The sequence below is a fragment of the Specibacter sp. AOP5-B1-6 genome, from assembly GCF_052376555.1.
GTDB lineage: Bacteria > Actinomycetota > Actinomycetes > Actinomycetales > Micrococcaceae > Specibacter.
Genome location: NZ_JBQSVT010000011.1, coordinates 105,405 through 120,374, shown reverse-complemented (window position 1 = coordinate 120,374; position 14,970 = coordinate 105,405). Strand labels below are relative to the sequence as shown.

General features: G+C 64.6%; 14 protein-coding genes and 1 pseudogene. 4 read left to right on the top strand and 11 right to left on the bottom strand.

Annotation, left to right across the window (positions count from 1 at the left end):
• Window positions 1–287: 287 nt before the first annotated feature.
• On the bottom strand, window positions 288–971 hold the full coding sequence (locus ACT3TS_RS07960) for a GntR family transcriptional regulator (RefSeq protein ID WP_444530965.1): 684 nt from the start codon (window positions 969–971) through the stop codon (window positions 288–290).
• Window positions 972–1,150: 179 nt separating this feature from the next.
• Here ACT3TS_RS07960 and ACT3TS_RS07955 point away from each other — a divergent pair, with 179 nt between their 5' ends.
• On the top strand, window positions 1,151–2,206 hold the full coding sequence (locus ACT3TS_RS07955; RefSeq protein WP_444530964.1) for a hypothetical protein: 1,056 nt from the start codon (window positions 1,151–1,153) through the stop codon (window positions 2,204–2,206).
• 96 nt (window positions 2,207–2,302) lie between these two features.
• Here ACT3TS_RS07955 and ACT3TS_RS07950 read toward each other — a convergent pair whose 3' ends face one another.
• The 6 genes from ACT3TS_RS07950 to ACT3TS_RS07925 all read right to left on the bottom strand — a co-directional run bounded on the left by ACT3TS_RS07950 (window position 2,303) and on the right by ACT3TS_RS07925 (window position 10,351).
• Window positions 2,303–3,022, bottom strand: coding sequence for a CE1759 family FMN reductase (locus ACT3TS_RS07950; RefSeq protein WP_444530963.1), 720 nt, complete (start codon window positions 3,020–3,022; stop codon window positions 2,303–2,305).
• A gap of 202 nt (window positions 3,023–3,224) precedes the next feature.
• Entirely contained in the window at window positions 3,225–4,784 is a 1,560-nt protein-coding gene (locus tag ACT3TS_RS07945) for an amino acid permease (protein ID WP_444530962.1), read from the bottom strand.
• Between the two features lie 68 nt (window positions 4,785–4,852).
• Window positions 4,853–6,292 (bottom strand): aspartate ammonia-lyase, encoded by a 1,440-nt coding sequence (aspA, locus tag ACT3TS_RS07940; protein WP_444530971.1) that lies wholly within the window; start codon window positions 6,290–6,292, stop codon window positions 4,853–4,855.
• Window positions 6,293–6,352: 60 nt separating this feature from the next.
• Window positions 6,353–7,321, bottom strand: coding sequence for an asparaginase (locus ACT3TS_RS07935; RefSeq protein ID WP_444530961.1), 969 nt, complete (start codon window positions 7,319–7,321; stop codon window positions 6,353–6,355).
• The gene (locus ACT3TS_RS07930; RefSeq protein WP_444530960.1) at window positions 7,318–8,025 is read right to left on the bottom strand and encodes a FadR/GntR family transcriptional regulator; all 708 of its coding nucleotides are present in this window, start codon (window positions 8,023–8,025) and stop codon (window positions 7,318–7,320) included. The genes ACT3TS_RS07935 and ACT3TS_RS07930 overlap by 4 nt, the downstream gene beginning before the upstream one ends.
• Before the next feature lie 271 nt (window positions 8,026–8,296).
• Entirely contained in the window at window positions 8,297–10,351 is a 2,055-nt protein-coding gene (locus tag ACT3TS_RS07925) for a DUF5107 domain-containing protein (protein ID WP_444530959.1), read from the bottom strand.
• Between the two features lie 215 nt (window positions 10,352–10,566).
• Between ACT3TS_RS07925 and ACT3TS_RS07920 the strand changes: the two genes are divergently transcribed.
• A complete protein-coding gene (locus tag ACT3TS_RS07920; protein WP_444530958.1) occupies window positions 10,567–11,037 on the top strand; it encodes a hypothetical protein in 471 nt (156 codons plus the stop codon).
• 190 nt (window positions 11,038–11,227) lie between these two features.
• Here ACT3TS_RS07920 and ACT3TS_RS07915 read toward each other — a convergent pair whose 3' ends face one another.
• From ACT3TS_RS07915 to ACT3TS_RS07905, 3 genes are read right to left on the bottom strand one after another with little or no spacing between them, the layout of a single operon-like run.
• Window positions 11,228–11,713 carry a hypothetical protein gene (locus ACT3TS_RS07915; RefSeq protein ID WP_444530957.1) on the bottom strand — a complete coding sequence of 162 codons (486 nt, stop codon included), beginning with the start codon at window positions 11,711–11,713 and terminating at the stop codon, window positions 11,228–11,230.
• Window positions 11,710–12,627, bottom strand: a complete 918-nt coding sequence (locus ACT3TS_RS07910) for a TIGR01777 family oxidoreductase (protein ID WP_444530956.1) — start codon at window positions 12,625–12,627, stop codon at window positions 11,710–11,712. Before ACT3TS_RS07910 ends, ACT3TS_RS07915 begins: the two co-directional genes overlap by 4 nt.
• Window positions 12,624–13,274, bottom strand: coding sequence for a TetR family transcriptional regulator (locus ACT3TS_RS07905; protein WP_444530955.1), 651 nt, complete (start codon window positions 13,272–13,274; stop codon window positions 12,624–12,626). The genes ACT3TS_RS07910 and ACT3TS_RS07905 overlap by 4 nt, the downstream gene beginning before the upstream one ends.
• A gap of 181 nt (window positions 13,275–13,455) precedes the next feature.
• On the opposite strand from ACT3TS_RS07905, the pseudogene ACT3TS_RS07900 reads away from it, so the two are divergent.
• Window positions 13,456–13,890 (top strand): annotated as a pseudogene (locus ACT3TS_RS07900) (Clp protease N-terminal domain-containing protein); the annotation flags it as partial.
• Between the two features lie 185 nt (window positions 13,891–14,075).
• Complete coding sequence (locus ACT3TS_RS07895; protein ID WP_444530954.1) at window positions 14,076–14,492, top strand: DUF6176 family protein; 417 nt, start codon at window positions 14,076–14,078, stop codon at window positions 14,490–14,492.
• Here ACT3TS_RS07895 and ACT3TS_RS07890 read toward each other — a convergent pair.
• Entirely contained in the window at window positions 14,441–14,821 is a 381-nt protein-coding gene (locus ACT3TS_RS07890; protein ID WP_444530953.1) for a VOC family protein, read from the bottom strand. The two genes, ACT3TS_RS07895 and ACT3TS_RS07890, sit on opposite strands and share 52 nt — an antisense overlap.
• Between the last annotated feature and the right edge of the window lie 149 nt (window positions 14,822–14,970).

Genomic DNA, 14,970 nt, shown 5'->3' with positions numbered 1-14,970 from the left:
CTTGGGGCCGTGGCAACACGATTCACCGGATTTGCATGACCAAGCCCGCGTTGTGGGGCGGTTCAGGGGCGGGGCCGGCCCGGATGTCACCTTGTGTGTGACCGGCCATCAGCAGGGCAGGCAGCAGACAACACTGCGGGGCCGCGCACGTCAAGACATGGTGTCTCGACCGGCAGAGCCCGGCAGTGTCGGAAGGCAGTTTTGGCGTTCGGAATGGCGCGCGGTGGCAGCTTTTGCCACAGTGGTGTTGAGAAGCGTCCGAATGGAGGGCCTGGAGTTGCCTCGAACTACGATTCCGGCGCGTCAGCCATGGCCCGGCCGCGAACCCGGGATACATGGTCAGTCATCATGGCCGCGGCAAGGGCCGGATCCCCTGCCTTGAGGGCATCGAAAACTGCATGATGTTCGGAAATTGCGTGGTCGGCATCGGTGATGCCGATGCCGCCAAACAAGCGAAATCGCTGAACCTGGCCACCCAGGGCGTTGTAGGCGGCAAGCATGAACGGATTGCCGGCATTTTCCGCAATCAAGCGGTGAAAAAGCTCGTCGGCATCAAAATAGTCGCGAAATTCGGCAAACGAGGGCCCGCGTGGTGCTGTCTCCAAATCACGGATTGACTGTTCCAGCGCAACCAGGGTCTCCGGCGTCATCCGCTCACAGGCCAGTTTGGTTGTCACGGGTTCAATGGCGAGCCGGGCTTCCATCAACAAGGCAAAATCCTCGGAGGAGAACAGGGGCGCCACCTTGTAGCCCTTGAGCGCGACCCTTTGCACCAATCCGGTGTGTTCCAGCCGCGCCAGCGCCTCCCTGACAGGGGTCGGCGAGACCTCCAAATCCCTGGCAGTCCCATCAATGCTTACCGAGGCACCAGGCTGCAGGCGCCCATCCATGAGGGATTCCAAAATTTCATCATAAACATGATCCGCCAGCACTTGGCGGTTGATGGCATGGGATCCAGGCAAAGGCTTCATGGTATCAAATCCTATAGGATTCTCGAGTGCTGGGCGGAAACAGGGCGAACAGTCCCGAATTTACAGCATGGACGGCTCCTTTCCTGACGTCCGCCACGCTGTGGCCGTCCGCTGGGAGGGCACATAATCGAATTACGCCCCGCGCCCGCGGAAGCATGAAAGAATGAATTTTAAACATTATGACAGCCAGCACAGCTTTTCATCGCGAGCAGCACCAGGACGGCGACACGGACCAGCCATCCCCTGCTGCCAAGCCCACACGCCAGATTCCGGACATGCCGCGCAGGTACTTCTTCCTCACAATGGGCGCCGCTGCTGCAGCCACGGCATTTCAGGCCAACATCACGGCAGACGCCCGGCTTACCGAGCGCACCAAATACCGCATCACGACGCCGGACAACGAGGAAAACAAGACCGCGGCGCTGAGGTTCCCGGGCAGGACCTGGTATTTGCTGGGCGGTTTCCGCGTCAGCTACCGCGACGCCGGTCGCAAATTGGAAGCCCTGCAACCGGCCATGAACCAACGCGCGTCCGCCTCCTACATTGGCTACTCCAACGAGGGCATCGACATTGCCCAGTTGTTCATCGCCATCCAACGCGACGTATATGAACGCAAGATCGACACCGTCTACTTTTACGGGGACAGCTTTGGTGGCATGGCCGCCGTCGTGCTCGCGTCCCTGCTGACGCAATCAGGCATCCACGTCACGCTGATTGTGATGGGCTCAAGCCCCAGCAATGTGTCCGACACCCTGGACCCGGGCAAGGAATACATCTCGCTGGCGGGCAGGATCGTCCCCTATCTGGGCCTGCTGGGCCGCCTGGGTGCTGGAATCTGGGGCGGGCTGGCCAACCCCAACGGCCAGGGCATGTACCAATCGGCCCGCAGCGGGATCTCCAGTTCGCTGAATCCGAACAACAACTCACTGATTCTAAGCACCACCCAGGCCACATTCCTGCAGGCCTTCCCGCGACAGTACGACGGCGGCGTTCCCGCCACCACCGGGATCGGACTCATCTACGACCCCGACGACTTCATCGTCAATGCTTCTTCTGCAATCCGCGGCTGGGAGGCGCTTTTGCCGCACAATCCGCATTTTGTGTACGACGTCCCGAACACAGGCCATGCCAGCCCGGAGATCCATCCCGACGTCTACCAGACCGCCCTCACTGTCGTGCTGGACAAACTCGATCCGCCACCGTTGACGTCCAAGCCCGTGCAGCCGATTTTCTAGCTGCGACGGACGCGGTTTGCTTGGCGGCGCGGAAGCAGCGGCCGGACGTAGTTCCACCCGGGATGGCGACATTTCAGAGCCCTGGACGGCCAGGTCTCAACGGCGCTGGGTTTGCGCCAGCAGTTCCTCGAACGGCAGGGAGGTCATCTTGTCGAGTTGATGCTGCGCCCGCTTGTCCTTGTGGTTGCCCGGCACCACCCGCGGACCGTCAGCCGGGGCGGGCCCGCTGGAAGCGGACGGGGAGGCATTGCTGCCAGCCGCCGTCGTGCCTTGCTGTGCAGCAGCTGCCGGGGAAACGCCAGCTGCCAGGACCGCTGCCAGTTCCGCGGCGCCCTGCCCAATCCGGCGTTCCAGCGTGTTGGTGCCGGAGCCGCCCCAGTCCTCGGGCGAGGCGTAGATGGCGGTGGGCATGGTGTGGGCGCGGAGGTAGCTGAACAGCGGGCGGATGGCCAGGTCCAGGACCAGCGAGTGGCGCGGGGAGCCGCCCGTGGCACCGAAGAACACGGGCATGCCGTCAAGGAACTTGGGGTCGAGCACGTCGAAGAACGACTTGAACAAGCCCGAGTAGGAGGCGCTGAAGGTGGGCGTCACGGCAATCATGGCGTCGGCTTCCTCTACGCGGCGGACCACGGCGGCCAGTGCCGGGCCCGCATAGCCGCTCACCATGTTGTTGGCGATGTCGGTGGCGTAATCGCACAAGTCAATCACGTCGAGGACGGCACTGATTCCCATGGCCGACAGGCGCGCCAGGACGTCGGCGCCCATCTGGTCCGCCAGCATGCGTGTGGACGATGGAACCCCAAGACCGGCCGACACGACCACTACCTTTTGTTGCACAACTACCCCTCCGGGACTCTCCAGCATTTCATGCGTTTGCATCTACTGGGGTCAACTTGTCGGGGCGGGAAGTTATTCCCAGGGTTCCCGGCGCGCGTGCGGGCCTCTGAGCGGGGGTGGATTTCCAACGTCGTCCGCGGACGGCTGCGCGCCGGCCCACCGAGGGACGGCGCCGGCACGCCTAGCCTTGCGTCCCGCCGGCTTGCGCCCCGCCGTCGGCCGCGTCCTTGGCAGCAGTGGCGGCACTGTGGTGGGCGATGACGGGGTGCGCCCCGGTGTACCCGTCGCGGGACGCCGCGATCTCGTTGATCCGCCCGCGGCTAAGGTACCAGCCGACGATCAGGGCCGGGATGATGACAACGATGGAGGCGATGGTCCACGTGCCGACGGGACTGTCGAACGCCATCAAAACCAGCACGGCCAGCAAGAACGCCAGGGTCAGGTACCCCGTGTACGGCGCGCCAATCATGCGGAACGCGGGCCGGATGGCCTGGCCCTTTTTCGCCAGCCGGTACAGGGCCAGCTGGCACAGCACAATCATGGCCCAGGAGGCGATGATGCCCAGCGCCGCCATGTTCAGCACAATTTCAAAGGCCTTCGCCGGGACCACCGCGTTCAGGATGACGCCCAGGAACGCGACCGCGGCCGTGAGCAGGATGCCGCCATACGGCACACCGCGGCTGTTCAGCTTGGCCGTGAACTTCGGCGCCGAGCCGGACAGGGCCATGGAGCGCAGGATCCGGCCGGTGGAGTACAAGCCCGCATTCAGCGAGGAGAGCGCCGCGGTGAGCACCACGAGGTTCATGATCGAGTCGATGCCCTCGACACCGATGGACCCGAAGAACGTCACGAACGGGCTCTCCCCCGCCTTGTACGCCGTGTACGGCAGGAGCAGCGAGAGGAGCACCAGTGAGCCGACGTAGAACACGGCGATGCGGATGATGACGGTGTTGATGGCCTTCGGCATGACCTTTTCCGGGTTCTGCGTTTCCCCGGCAGCCGTGCCGATCAGCTCAATGGAGGCGTAGGCAAACACCACGCCCTGCATCACCACGACAACCGGCAGCAGCCCGTTGGGGAAGAACCCGCCGTTGTCCGCGATCAAGCTGAAGCCGACCTCCTGCCCCGCCACCGGGGTGCCGAAGATGACAAAGTAGGTGCCCACCAGCAGGAACGACACCAACGCCACCACCTTGATCAGCGCAAACCAAAACTCCATCTCGCCAAAGACCTTCACGGAGACAAGGTTCAGCCCCAGCACCAGCAGCAGCGCGCCCAGCGCCCACATCCACTGCGGAACCCCGCCGATCCACGGCACATACTTGGCGAAGAAATGCATGTAAAGCGCGACGGCGGTGATGTCGACAATCGCTGTCATCGCCCAGTTGAGCCAGTACAGCCAGCCCGAGACGAACGCGGCCTTTTCCCCGAAGAACTCCCGGGCGTAGGACACGAACGAGCCCGACGACGGGCGGTGGATGACGAGCTCGCCCAGTGCCCGCAGGATCAGGAATGCAAAGAAACCACAGATGGCGTAGCTGAACATCAGCGCCGGGCCGGCCCCGGCCAGGCGCCCGCCTGCACCCATGAACAGCCCGGTGCCGATGGCCCCGCCAATGGCGATCATCTGGATCTGGCGGGATTTCAAACCCTTGTGCAGCCCAGCGTCCTCTGCGGTCAACGCGGCGCTGGGCAAATCTTGAACTAAATCAGAGGTTTCGGTTTTTTCCTGCTGGTGCATGCTTGAAATCCTTTGGTGAAGGTGCGGCCGGCACCATTGCCGGCCGCAGTGTGGTGGCGCGCGGCAGCCTAGTCGCCGAGGTTGGCGAGGTGTTCTGGCCGCAGCAGTTCATTGAGCTGGTCTGCGGTGAGCAGCTTGTGCTCCAGGACGAGTTCGGCCACGCCGCGTCCCGTGGCAAGTGCCTCCAGCGCGATCTTGGTCGACACCGAGTAGCCCAGCACCGGATTCAGGGCTGTGACGAGCCCGATCGAGTGCTCGACCTGGGCCCGGAGCTTGTCCTCGTGGGCGGTGATGCCCTTGATGCATTTGTCGGCGAGGGTGGTGCAGGCGGCTTCCAGGTGGCGCATGCTCTTGGTCAGGCTGTGCACAATGACGGGTTCAAAGGCGTTCAGCTGCAGCTGTCCGCCCTCGGCCGCCATGGTGATGGTGACGTCGTTGCCGATGACCTCGTACGCCACCTGGTTCACGACCTCGGGGATGACCGGGTTGACCTTCCCGGGCATGATCGAAGATCCGGCCTGGACGGCGGGCAGCGTGATTTCGCCAAATCCGGCGCGCGGCCCGGAGGAGAGCAGGCGCAGGTCGTTGCAGATCTTGGACAGCTTCACGGCCACGCGCTTGAGCACGCCGGAGAGGTGCACGAAGGCGCCGACGTCCTGGGTGGCCTCGATCAAGTCCACGGAGGTGGTCAGCGGCAGCCCGGAGATTTCCACCAGGTGGCGGCAGGCCAGTGCGGAGTAGCCCAGCGGTGCGTTGAGCCCGGTGCCGATGGCCGTGGCGCCGAGGTTGATCTCGTGCACGAGCAGCGTGGATTCGGCGAGGCGAGCCCGGTCCTCCCCCATTGTGACGGCGTAGGTGTTGAATTCCTGGCCCAGGGTCATGGGCACGGCGTCCTGCAGCTGGGTGCGGCCCATCTTCACCACCGTCCGGAACTCCACTGCCTTCGCGGCAAACGCGTCGCACAGGTATTCCATGGCACCCACCAGCGATTTCGCCGCGAAGATCGTGGCGACGTTGACCGCTGTCGGATATACATCGTTGGTGGACTGGCTCAGGTTCACGTGGTCGTTCGGGTGCAGGAACTGGTACTCACCCTTGTTGTGGCCGAGGATTTCCAGCGCCCGGTTGGCAATGACTTCGTTGGCGTTCATGTTCGACGACGTCCCCGCACCGCCCTGGATGACGTCCACCACGAACTGGTCGTGCAGTTCCCCGGCGATGATCTCCTGGCAGGCGGCGATGATGGCGCCGGCGCGGACGTCGTCCAGCAAACCGAGCTCGTGGTTGGCTTGCGCGGCGGCCTGCTTCACCATGGCCAGGCCGTTGACCAGGTGGGTGTTGTAGCTCAGCGGCGTGCCGGTGATCGGGAAGTTTTCCACGGCACGCAGCGTGTGGACGCCCCAGTAGGCGTCAGCCGGGACGTCGCGGTCGCCGATCAGGTCGTGTTCGCTGCGGTGGGTTGCCGTTGCGGTTGTGGGGAGCGGGTCGGAAACGGGCGTGGTTGACATGGTCTCGGGCATGGTTCTCCTTGTTGGTGGGGCGCTCCGTTGCGCCGGTGATGGGCGTGGTTAGTTTGTTGTCGGCAGGCCGCGGAGTTCGCCCACAGGGCGGCCGCCGCCGAAGACCGGAAGGTTGTTGAAGGGTGCAAGCAGTGCCGGGTCAACACCCAGGGCCAGCAGGGCCGGGACGGCAGCCGGCATGCGGGCGCGGTCCCCGCCGTCGGAAATCTTCAGCGCCACGGCGCTGCCGTCGGCCAGGGCGACGAGCTGGATGCCCTCAAAGCCGTCCTTAGCGAGCAGCCCGGGCACTGCCTCCATGAGCGTCGTGACATCGCGGCCGTGTCCTGCCACCATCTCGGGGTGGGCGCGCATGGCGTCGGCCACCCGCCGTTCCGGTGTACCGGGTGCGGCGGTGGCCATGCGGCTGAACGCGCGGGCCATGCCGGTCAATGTTAGCCCGAACACTTCCGTGCCGCAGCCGTCGGTGCTGACGGCGGTGATGGCTTCGCCGGTCAGCTCGGCCACGGTGTCGCGGATGAGGGCTGCGAGGGGGTGATCCGCGTGCAGGTAGGTCTCCAGCGGCCAGCCGTTTTTAACGCAGGTGGCCAGCAGTGCGGCGTGCTTGCCGGAACAATTTTGTGCCAGCTGCGTAGGGCCGTGCCCGGCCCGCAGCCAGGCTTCGCGTTCGGCCACACCGTAGGGCAGGTCCGTGGAGTTGCCCAGGTGTTCCGGCGCCAGTCCGGCGTTGGCCAGGATCTTTGCTGCGGTTTCCTGATGTGCTGTGGCGCCCGAGTGGCTTGCCGCGGCCAGCGCCAGCTGCTCCGTCGGCAGCTCGAGGCCGGCACGGAGCATGGCCACGGCCATCAGCGGTTTCAGCGCGGACCGGGGGTACATGCGGGCGGCGGGCTCCCCGCGCTCGAGGAGGGTCCCGCCGTCGTTCTTCAGGGCAATCAGTGAGCCGTAATGGACGCTCTCGACCAGCTCCCCGCGGGTTTGCACGGCGAGCGGGGCGTGGGCGGGGAAATCGTTGTTCGTCATGCCTGTTTTTCTCCCATGATCTGGCTGAGGGCGGTGTCGACGGCGGACAGGTGGACGGCCATGGCGCGGCCGGCCTCGTCGTTGCTGCCGCGGTCTATGGCGTCGAGGATGGCGCGGTGCTCGATGTCCGACTGGCGTGCCCTGCCCGTGATGAGGTTGATGGTTTCGGACTGGTTCACCATGGCGTCGCGGATGTCATTCACCACGCTCTCGAACACGCCGTTGCCGCTGGCGCGGGCAATGGCGGCGTGGAAGGCGGCGTCCAGGCTGACCCAGATTTCGGGGTCGTCCTCGTCGGCCATGAGCTCCACGATGCCGCGCAGTTCCTCGAGTTGTTCGGCGCTGCGGCGGATGGCGGCAAATTCGGCGGCCGGCACCTCGATGTGCGGACGGGCCTCCATGAGGCTGCGGGCCGAGAACTGGCCCAGGACCAGGTCGCTCGAGGCACGGCTGGCAACGACGAAGGTGCCCTTGCCGGTTTGGGTTTCCGTCAGGCCGAGCGCGGTGCACGAACGCAGGGCTTCGCGGATCACCGAGCGGCTGACGCCGTACTGGCCGGCCAGGGCGGTTTCGCTGCTGAGCTTGGCACCGATTTTCAGCTCGCCATCCTCGATGGCGGAGCGGATGGCCTTGAAGACGGCTTCGGCGGCACTGACGCGGACAATCTGGTGCTGTCCGGCTGTCCAGTTGTCTGACAGGTTCATGCTTGAAACTATGGCACGGCTCACAGCGGCCTGTCAAAGCCCCCTCCCCAACCCTCGCGCACATCACGGGCGGTTCCCTGCGACGCTCTCGCAGCAATGGGGCATTAATTCGGAACGCTCCTGCAGATATGGGCGCTCACCTCGCACCTTGCCCACCGGGAGGGAAAGCGTTCGCCGAACGTGCGCCCGGATCGCAGGAGCGTTGGGGAAAACAGGCCCATATGTGAGCGACGGCTGATAGGGGCTGGGTGGCTGGGGCCGGGGTGGCGGGTTAGTGCATGCTGAACTGGTATGCCTCGGGGAGGTCCTCACCCGGGCACACCCGGCGCCACAGCTCGGCGATTGAGTTGGCGCCCTCACGCATGTCGGGCACCTCAATCCCGGCCCTGAGGATCGCGGCCGCAGCGTCGCCGTCCTCGGAGCCTGCGAGCGCCCGCGCCTGCAGGAAGCGAACCCGGCCCAGCACCGTCACAGCCTCAGCGGCACCGGAAAGCAGGCCCAGGGCAAGGTCGGGGCGCCCGTTGTCGAGTGCCAGCGTCATGGTTTCAATGAGCAGGTTGCGGCTCCCCGGCTCCAGAGTGCAGGCCATGGCGCACTCGGACAACCCGCCGGCGGCATCCCCGGCAGCCAGCAGCGCCAATCCCAGTCCACGGTGGGACAGTGCCCGGCTCCGTGCGCTCAGCTCAGCGCCCGCGGCAAAAGTGCCCTCCAATGCCTGACGGTACAAAGTAGCGACAACGGCCAGGTCCCCGGCAGATGAAGAAGCCCGCGCATGGATCATGACGGCGTGGTGGAATGCGCCCTCGGCACTGACGTTGCGACCGGCCGTGAGCAGGTCCTCCCAATCAACGCCCCGCACAAACGACCCCGCCCCGCCAAACGGCTGGCTCGGAGCCTGCGCAGCAGTTGCCTCAAAGGGCTTCTCCACTATGCCCTCGTTCGCAGTCAGCAACTCAAGCCATGGCGCTTGGTCCGCGGTCAGCGTTTCAACGCCAAAGGGCGTGCCGGTCTCGTCGATCCAGTCGGTCTGGGAGTGCTGGCGGCGAACGCGTTCCAAAGCACCCCAGCCGTTGCCGGCCACGACCATTTCGGCAGGCGGCAGATCGGCCCAGCGTCCGGCGTCGGACAGGGCATCAGATATTGCCTGCTCCGGCACCAGCGCCTCCACCCGCTTGGCCGCGTGTGTCACAGTCTCGGGCCAAGATCCGGCGGCGAGCGCCGGATCAAGTGCCGCGTTGCCGTAGGCCTCGACCCACTGCCAGCTCGCACCGGCGGGCATGGGCACGTGCTCAAATTGGGTTTGCGCCAGGCCGGCCTGGATCTCGGCGTACCGGCGCGGCTCGCCCCCAAGATCGCTCCCAGGCTCGCCGGAGCCCGACGGCGTGAGCCACTCCTGCCAGCGGTGCCCGCCCACATTCTCGCCCCACACGAACAATTTTCGGCCCCGCAGCTGAGGCGAGGAAATGAGCGCAAGCCCGTCTCCGGCGTCGTCCGCGGCAACCTCCCACCGCCGCTCCTCCGGCGCAATATCGAAGAAGAAGTCCACCGCCTGCGCATTCTTCACCGGGAAGGTGCAGTCGCTGCCGTGGAAATTCGTGGGATCCACGCGCGCCATGGAACCGTCGTAGTCAGTGGCGTAGGCGTGCGCCGCCGGGGCGATCACGCGCGTGGCCGGTGTCTGCGGGACGGCCGCATTGGACCACCAATACATCGGGACGGTCTTGTCGTTGGGATTGCGGATGCGCACGGCCGTGAACACCACCTTCGACTCGGCCGGCAGCCACGCGTCGAGCTGGAACACCACCTCGCGCAGCCTGTCGAACTCCCACATGCGCAGCACCTCCTGCCCCTCCGGCGTGCGCACAATGGCGGTGTGCAGCGGCACTGCGGTGGTCGGCGAATGCCCGCGCGTTCCAATGTTCCACTCGATCCCGCCGGCAAACCAGGCATTGCGCAGGGCCAGGTTGGCGAATTGGATGCGGTCCTGGGTGTGCAGCAGCGCCTTGCCGGTGGCCTTGTCGGTGAGCTCCCACAGCCGCCCGCCCAGCTGGGGCAGGAACGTGGCCTTCACCTGCGCATTCTCAAGCACGACGGCGGTCAGTTCCGTTGCGCTGCTCTCCCTCGAGTAGTCGTCTTGCATGGGGTAGGGGTAGATGTTGCTGGCCTTCCCCCACCGCACGCCGGCGGAAATCTCCTCCGGGATGTCATTGCCCACCGTGTAGGGCGGTTCCAGCAGCGACTGGACCGAAGGCAGCGGTGAGTCTCCGCCCAGCTCTGCCAGCTCAAGGGTTCGGGTGGTCAGCGTCAACGTCGACTCGGTGGTCATGCGGGATTCCAATCACGGTCGGGGCAACAGAAAACTGCGAAGATTCGGTTGTTGCGAGCCTATCGGATGGGGTGCGGAACGGAGCGAGACCACCGGCGCGAACCGCGCTTCAACGAGGCAAATGTTAGTATTATGAATAGAACAAGTCCCGTTGCCGGGGCGCGACCGAGGGGGACATTTTGTCTGTAAAGGCCAGCCAGCCTGACACTGCAACGGTGAAGACCAGGGCGGCGCCGCTGCTTATTGCGGCTCCTGCCGGCTTGCTGATCCTGAGTATCGTCCTGTACCTGGCTCTCCGCCCGCTGATGCCGGGCCACATTGCCAGGCACGTTGGGAATGACGGCGTTGGGTACAGCTCCACCTCCCTCATCATGGCCGCCATCTTCGCGGCCGCTATTGTCCCGTTCCTTATTGGTTGGGTGCTGGCCCGGGGGTTCTTCCGCGACAACCACTGGCATCCAATCCAGAAGGCCGTGGTTGTCTGCTTCGTGTCCCTGGGATACGGCATCATCGGCGTGGCGCTGGCAACGATTTTCAGCACTGTGGGCCTCCATCCGGACGATGCCTCCGGAAACTCGGTGGCCATGGGCATGCTGGGTTTCCTGCTCTTGTTCACCGCAGCCGCCGTCGTGTATGTTGTGCTGCTCCCCCGGGCAGAGCCGGAACCTCTGGCCCAGGACGACTAGCACCCCCGACACGTGAAAGACCTCAGCGCCCTGACACTGTTCCAGACCGTCCCCACCGTCAGTCGCTGAACTCTTCCCACTATCAGGTCCCAAAAACTCACGACCCAAGAACTTTTTGAAGCTGGCGAAGGCCAATGCCGGCGTCATCATGGCCGCCGTGGGAGACGCCGCAGACTCGTAGCGCAGCTGACTAGTTTCGGCGGGCGACCATCTTCATGACGCTTGCGCGGCCGATCGCCGCACACGTGGCTGTCCATAAACTCAGCCAGAGCACGCCCATCGCCGAGTCGCCGTGAAAGAGCGCCGCAGCTATCAGCGCCATGACACCCCCGATGGCCAGCGTAAACCCCAGCACGTGGAGCCGCTGGTCACGCACGCGGCGCAGCGGTGCGGCGATCACGATCGCGAGCGGCAGTCCGATGATTGCGGCAACGGGAAATCCATACATCAGTGCAAAGGGCAGGAAATACCAGCCCGACATGATGTCCCCTGCGGACACGGCAACAGCCGTCGTCAAACCCAGACAAAACAACAGGAACGTTACGATCCAGCCAGTCAGCAGCGCGGGGGCTCCGTAGCGCATGCTGAAGCTGTCTTCCTTCGCCCACCTCGCGGCTTGCTGTGCGACTTGCTGTGTGCCGGGATCCGGCTGCGCGGCGCTTCCGGGGTCCGTCACGGCGCCACCGCCATGCCGTTCCGGCCGCCGCGGTGCGCACCGATGTCTGAGAGCGCGCCGGCGAGCTCCGGATGCTGCCAGGTGAACCCGGCGTCCCGCAATTTCCGGGCCGACACCCAGCGGCTCTTCAACACCAGTTCGGTTTCCGTGCGGATCAGCACCGCCCCGATTTTGAGCACCCAGGCTGGGGTGGGCAGCCCAAACGGCATGCGGTTTGCCTTGCGCACGGCCGCCATCAATCCGGCGTTGCTCACCACTTGCGGGGCGGCGATGTTGACCGCTCCGGTGATGCCGCGGTTTTCGTGCAGGAACAAGATGGCACGGAACAGGTCGTCAATGTGGACCCAGCTGTATTTTTGCCCGCCATCGCCCATGCGGCCACCCAGTCCCAGGCGCGCCAGGTTGGTGAACGGGCGCATGACCCCTCCCCCTGGCCCCATGACGATGGTGATGCGCAGTGGAATCCTGCGCGTTGTTGGGGTGGCCGCCGAGGCGAGCGTTTCTTCCCAGCCCCGTGCGACCTCGACGGAAAAGCCTGAGCCAAGTTCGCCGTCGTACTCATCTTGGGGCCGGTCCCGGGCATCGCGGTAAATGGTCCCGGTGCTTGCATTGAACCAGTCCCGGGGCGGGTGGGCGCAGGCGGCGACGGCGCGGCCCAGCTCGGCGGTGGTGTCACGGCGGGAGCGGACGATCTCGGCCTTGTTCGCCGGGGTGTAGCGGCAGGAGACGGATTTGCCGGCGAGGTTGATGAGCAGCTCCGCGCCGTCGAGCAGCGCGGTGATGGCCTCGGTGTTGCCCCACACGGCGTCGCCCGAGCGGCCCACGGTGCGGACCTGCCACCCGGCGGCGGCGAACTGGCGGCGAAAATGCCTGCCGATGAACCCCGAGGCCCCCGCGATGACGACAGTTTTCATGACTGCAGCCTTGCCTTGAGCGCCAACGCTTCCTCGACCATCGGTTTCACCACGGGCAGGCGCGAAAAGGACACCAGCTTGGCGATGAGCGGTGCGGCGCCGTCGATCAAGGTCCGGGTGCGCCGCTGGTCGCCGGAGCGGTCGCACACCCAAAACAGCACGACGCCCATGTAGGCCAGCCACAAAAGTTCGGGCAGCTGGGGGCGCAGGAACGCCGGAACCTTGGCGCCTTCAATGACCTCACTGAAAATTCCGACGGCGTCCTCCCGGGCCAGGCGCGATGTCTCGCCAAACGGGCTGACGGCCGACTGCGGAGGAAGGGCGCTGCCAATGAAGGCGCCGCCGAAGTCGTGGTACGGGGTGAGTGCATCCACTCCCGCATGCAGGGCAGCCTTGAGCCTGTCCCCCAAACCGCTGGCATTCGCCATGGCCGCCGATGCGGCGGCCCGCTGTTCGGCCACGGATTCGCGGTACAGCTCGAGGACGAGCTCGTCCTTGGAGGCGAAATAATAGTAGGCACTGCCAAGGGAAACGCCCGCCTCCGCGGCAATGGCGCGCATGGTGGTCTTGGCGAATCCCTTGGTGCGAAACATGCCCAGTGCCGTATCCAGCACGAGTGCCTTGGTTTGTGAGCTTTTGCTGTCCATGCGACGATCCCCTGACTTTCTGAACGTGTTCAATTACCAGTAAAGCATGCTTATTGAACGTGTTCAAATATTGGAAGTGGGTGCTGTCCCACGCTTACTGGCGGAACTCTCCGGCCTTAACGACCCCACGCACCCCGGAAGTGAGTAGCATCGAACTACTACGAGTCAGGTGGGTGGCGAGATGTTTGAGAGATTCACTGATCAGTCCCGGCGTGTTCTGGTGCTGGCCCAAGATGAGGCCCGGGTCCGCAACGACGATCACCTGGGTACGGAGCACCTCTTGGTTGGCCTCATTCTTGAAGGCACGGGCACTGCCTCGAAGGTCTTCAATTCCCTGAACATCTCCGTGGAGGGAGTCCGGGAGGAAATTGGGGTGATCGTTGGGGACGGACAGGAAACGGCAAACCCCATTCCTTTCACCCCGGACGCCAAAAAGGCGCTGGAACACTCACTGAACGAATCGAAGTTGTTGGGTCACAGCTACATCGGCACCGAGCACATCTTGCTGGGACTGATTCGCGGCGGCGAGGGAGTTGCCATCCAGGTGTTCGAAAAGCTTGGAACCAGCCCCAACAAGATCCGCCAGCGGGTCATACAGAACATGGGCGGCTACCGGAATGACGGGTCCGAAGACACCTGATTCCATGACCCGGAGCGCACGAATCCTTCCGCTTGGGAACACCGCGGGCTGGGAACCGCCTGCCCACCGGTTGACTCCGCGACTGGCCTTCCGCGCCATCAACGGAGCCCTGGCCTGGACCTGTCTTGAATTCATCCACCCTGCCACGGCATTATGAACCCATGAAGATTGAACTGACCCGTTTCCGGGTTCGCAAGGGTGCCAAGGCCGACGTTGACGAGTGGTTGCAGTTCCTCAACGCGAACGCCGGCGCAGTTCGCGAAACGCTCGAAGCCGAACAGATGTACGTCGAGACGATCTTTTCCGAGACGGTCAATGGCATCGACTACCTCTATTGGTACAGCATCCAGGGCGAACACGGTTCCAGCGTTGAGCAATCGGAGCATTGGCTAGATGAAAAGCACATGCATTACTGGCGCACTTGCATCGATGAAACCTTCCCCGCTGAAGATCTCACTCCACGCGTCACGATGATTCCGGAGCGGGTGGAGGCGTCCATGAAACCATTGGCAGCAGCGCCTGACGGTCAGCTCTCGGACCAGACTCCGAGCTCGTTTCCGCTGGGATCGCGGAAGTGAAAACGTCGCCCGCCCGGGAAGTCGTAGGGCGCCTCGGCCACCTCGCCGCCGGCGCTTAGGACGGCTTGTACGCTGGCCTCCAGATCTGACGAATAGAGCAAAACGAGCGGTCCCCCTGAACTCACCTCCGCGTCCAAGCGGAGACCGCCAACTTCCCTTCCCTCCGCCGCCCCCGTGCCTCGAATCCCGACGTATGCTGGCCCCGGGCCATAGTCGTTGAATGTCCACCCGAAGGCACTGCCATAGAACGCTTTGGCGGCACGGAGGTCGGCAACTCCAAGCTCGATGTAATCGAAGGTGTGGTGGGTGTGTGCAGAATTTTCGGTCATGCAAGGGATTCTACGGGCCGACCACAGTGACGTCTCAAACAGTGCCGGCGCCCGGCAACGCCAGGATCCTCCGCAGGGGTGCTCGCGTACGAGGGCGATGACGTTGTGGGAAGGGCCGCCGTGCACCCGCGCGTACTGATGCGGCGCGA

Coding starts and splice junctions, on each gene's coding strand:
- ACT3TS_RS07960 (WP_444530965.1), bottom strand. CDS start 971: ATGAAGCCTTTGCCTGGATCCCATGCCATCAACCGCCAAGTGCTGGCG.
- ACT3TS_RS07955 (WP_444530964.1), top strand. CDS start 1,151: ATGACAGCCAGCACAGCTTTTCATCGCGAGCAGCACCAGGACGGCGAC.
- ACT3TS_RS07945 (WP_444530962.1), bottom strand. CDS start 4,784: ATGCACCAGCAGGAAAAAACCGAAACCTCTGATTTAGTTCAAGATTTG.
- aspA (WP_444530971.1), bottom strand. CDS start 6,292: ATGTCAACCACGCCCGTTTCCGACCCGCTCCCCACAACCGCAACGGCA.
- ACT3TS_RS07935 (WP_444530961.1), bottom strand. CDS start 7,321: ATGACGAACAACGATTTCCCCGCCCACGCCCCGCTCGCCGTGCAAACC.
- ACT3TS_RS07930 (WP_444530960.1), bottom strand. CDS start 8,025: ATGAACCTGTCAGACAACTGGACAGCCGGACAGCACCAGATTGTCCGC.
- ACT3TS_RS07925 (WP_444530959.1), bottom strand. CDS start 10,351: ATGACCACCGAGTCGACGTTGACGCTGACCACCCGAACCCTTGAGCTG.
- ACT3TS_RS07910 (WP_444530956.1), bottom strand. CDS start 12,627: ATGAAAACTGTCGTCATCGCGGGGGCCTCGGGGTTCATCGGCAGGCAT.
- ACT3TS_RS07905 (WP_444530955.1), bottom strand. CDS start 13,274: ATGGACAGCAAAAGCTCACAAACCAAGGCACTCGTGCTGGATACGGCA.
- ACT3TS_RS07895 (WP_444530954.1), top strand. CDS start 14,076: ATGAAGATTGAACTGACCCGTTTCCGGGTTCGCAAGGGTGCCAAGGCC.
- ACT3TS_RS07890 (WP_444530953.1), bottom strand. CDS start 14,821: ATGACCGAAAATTCTGCACACACCCACCACACCTTCGATTACATCGAG.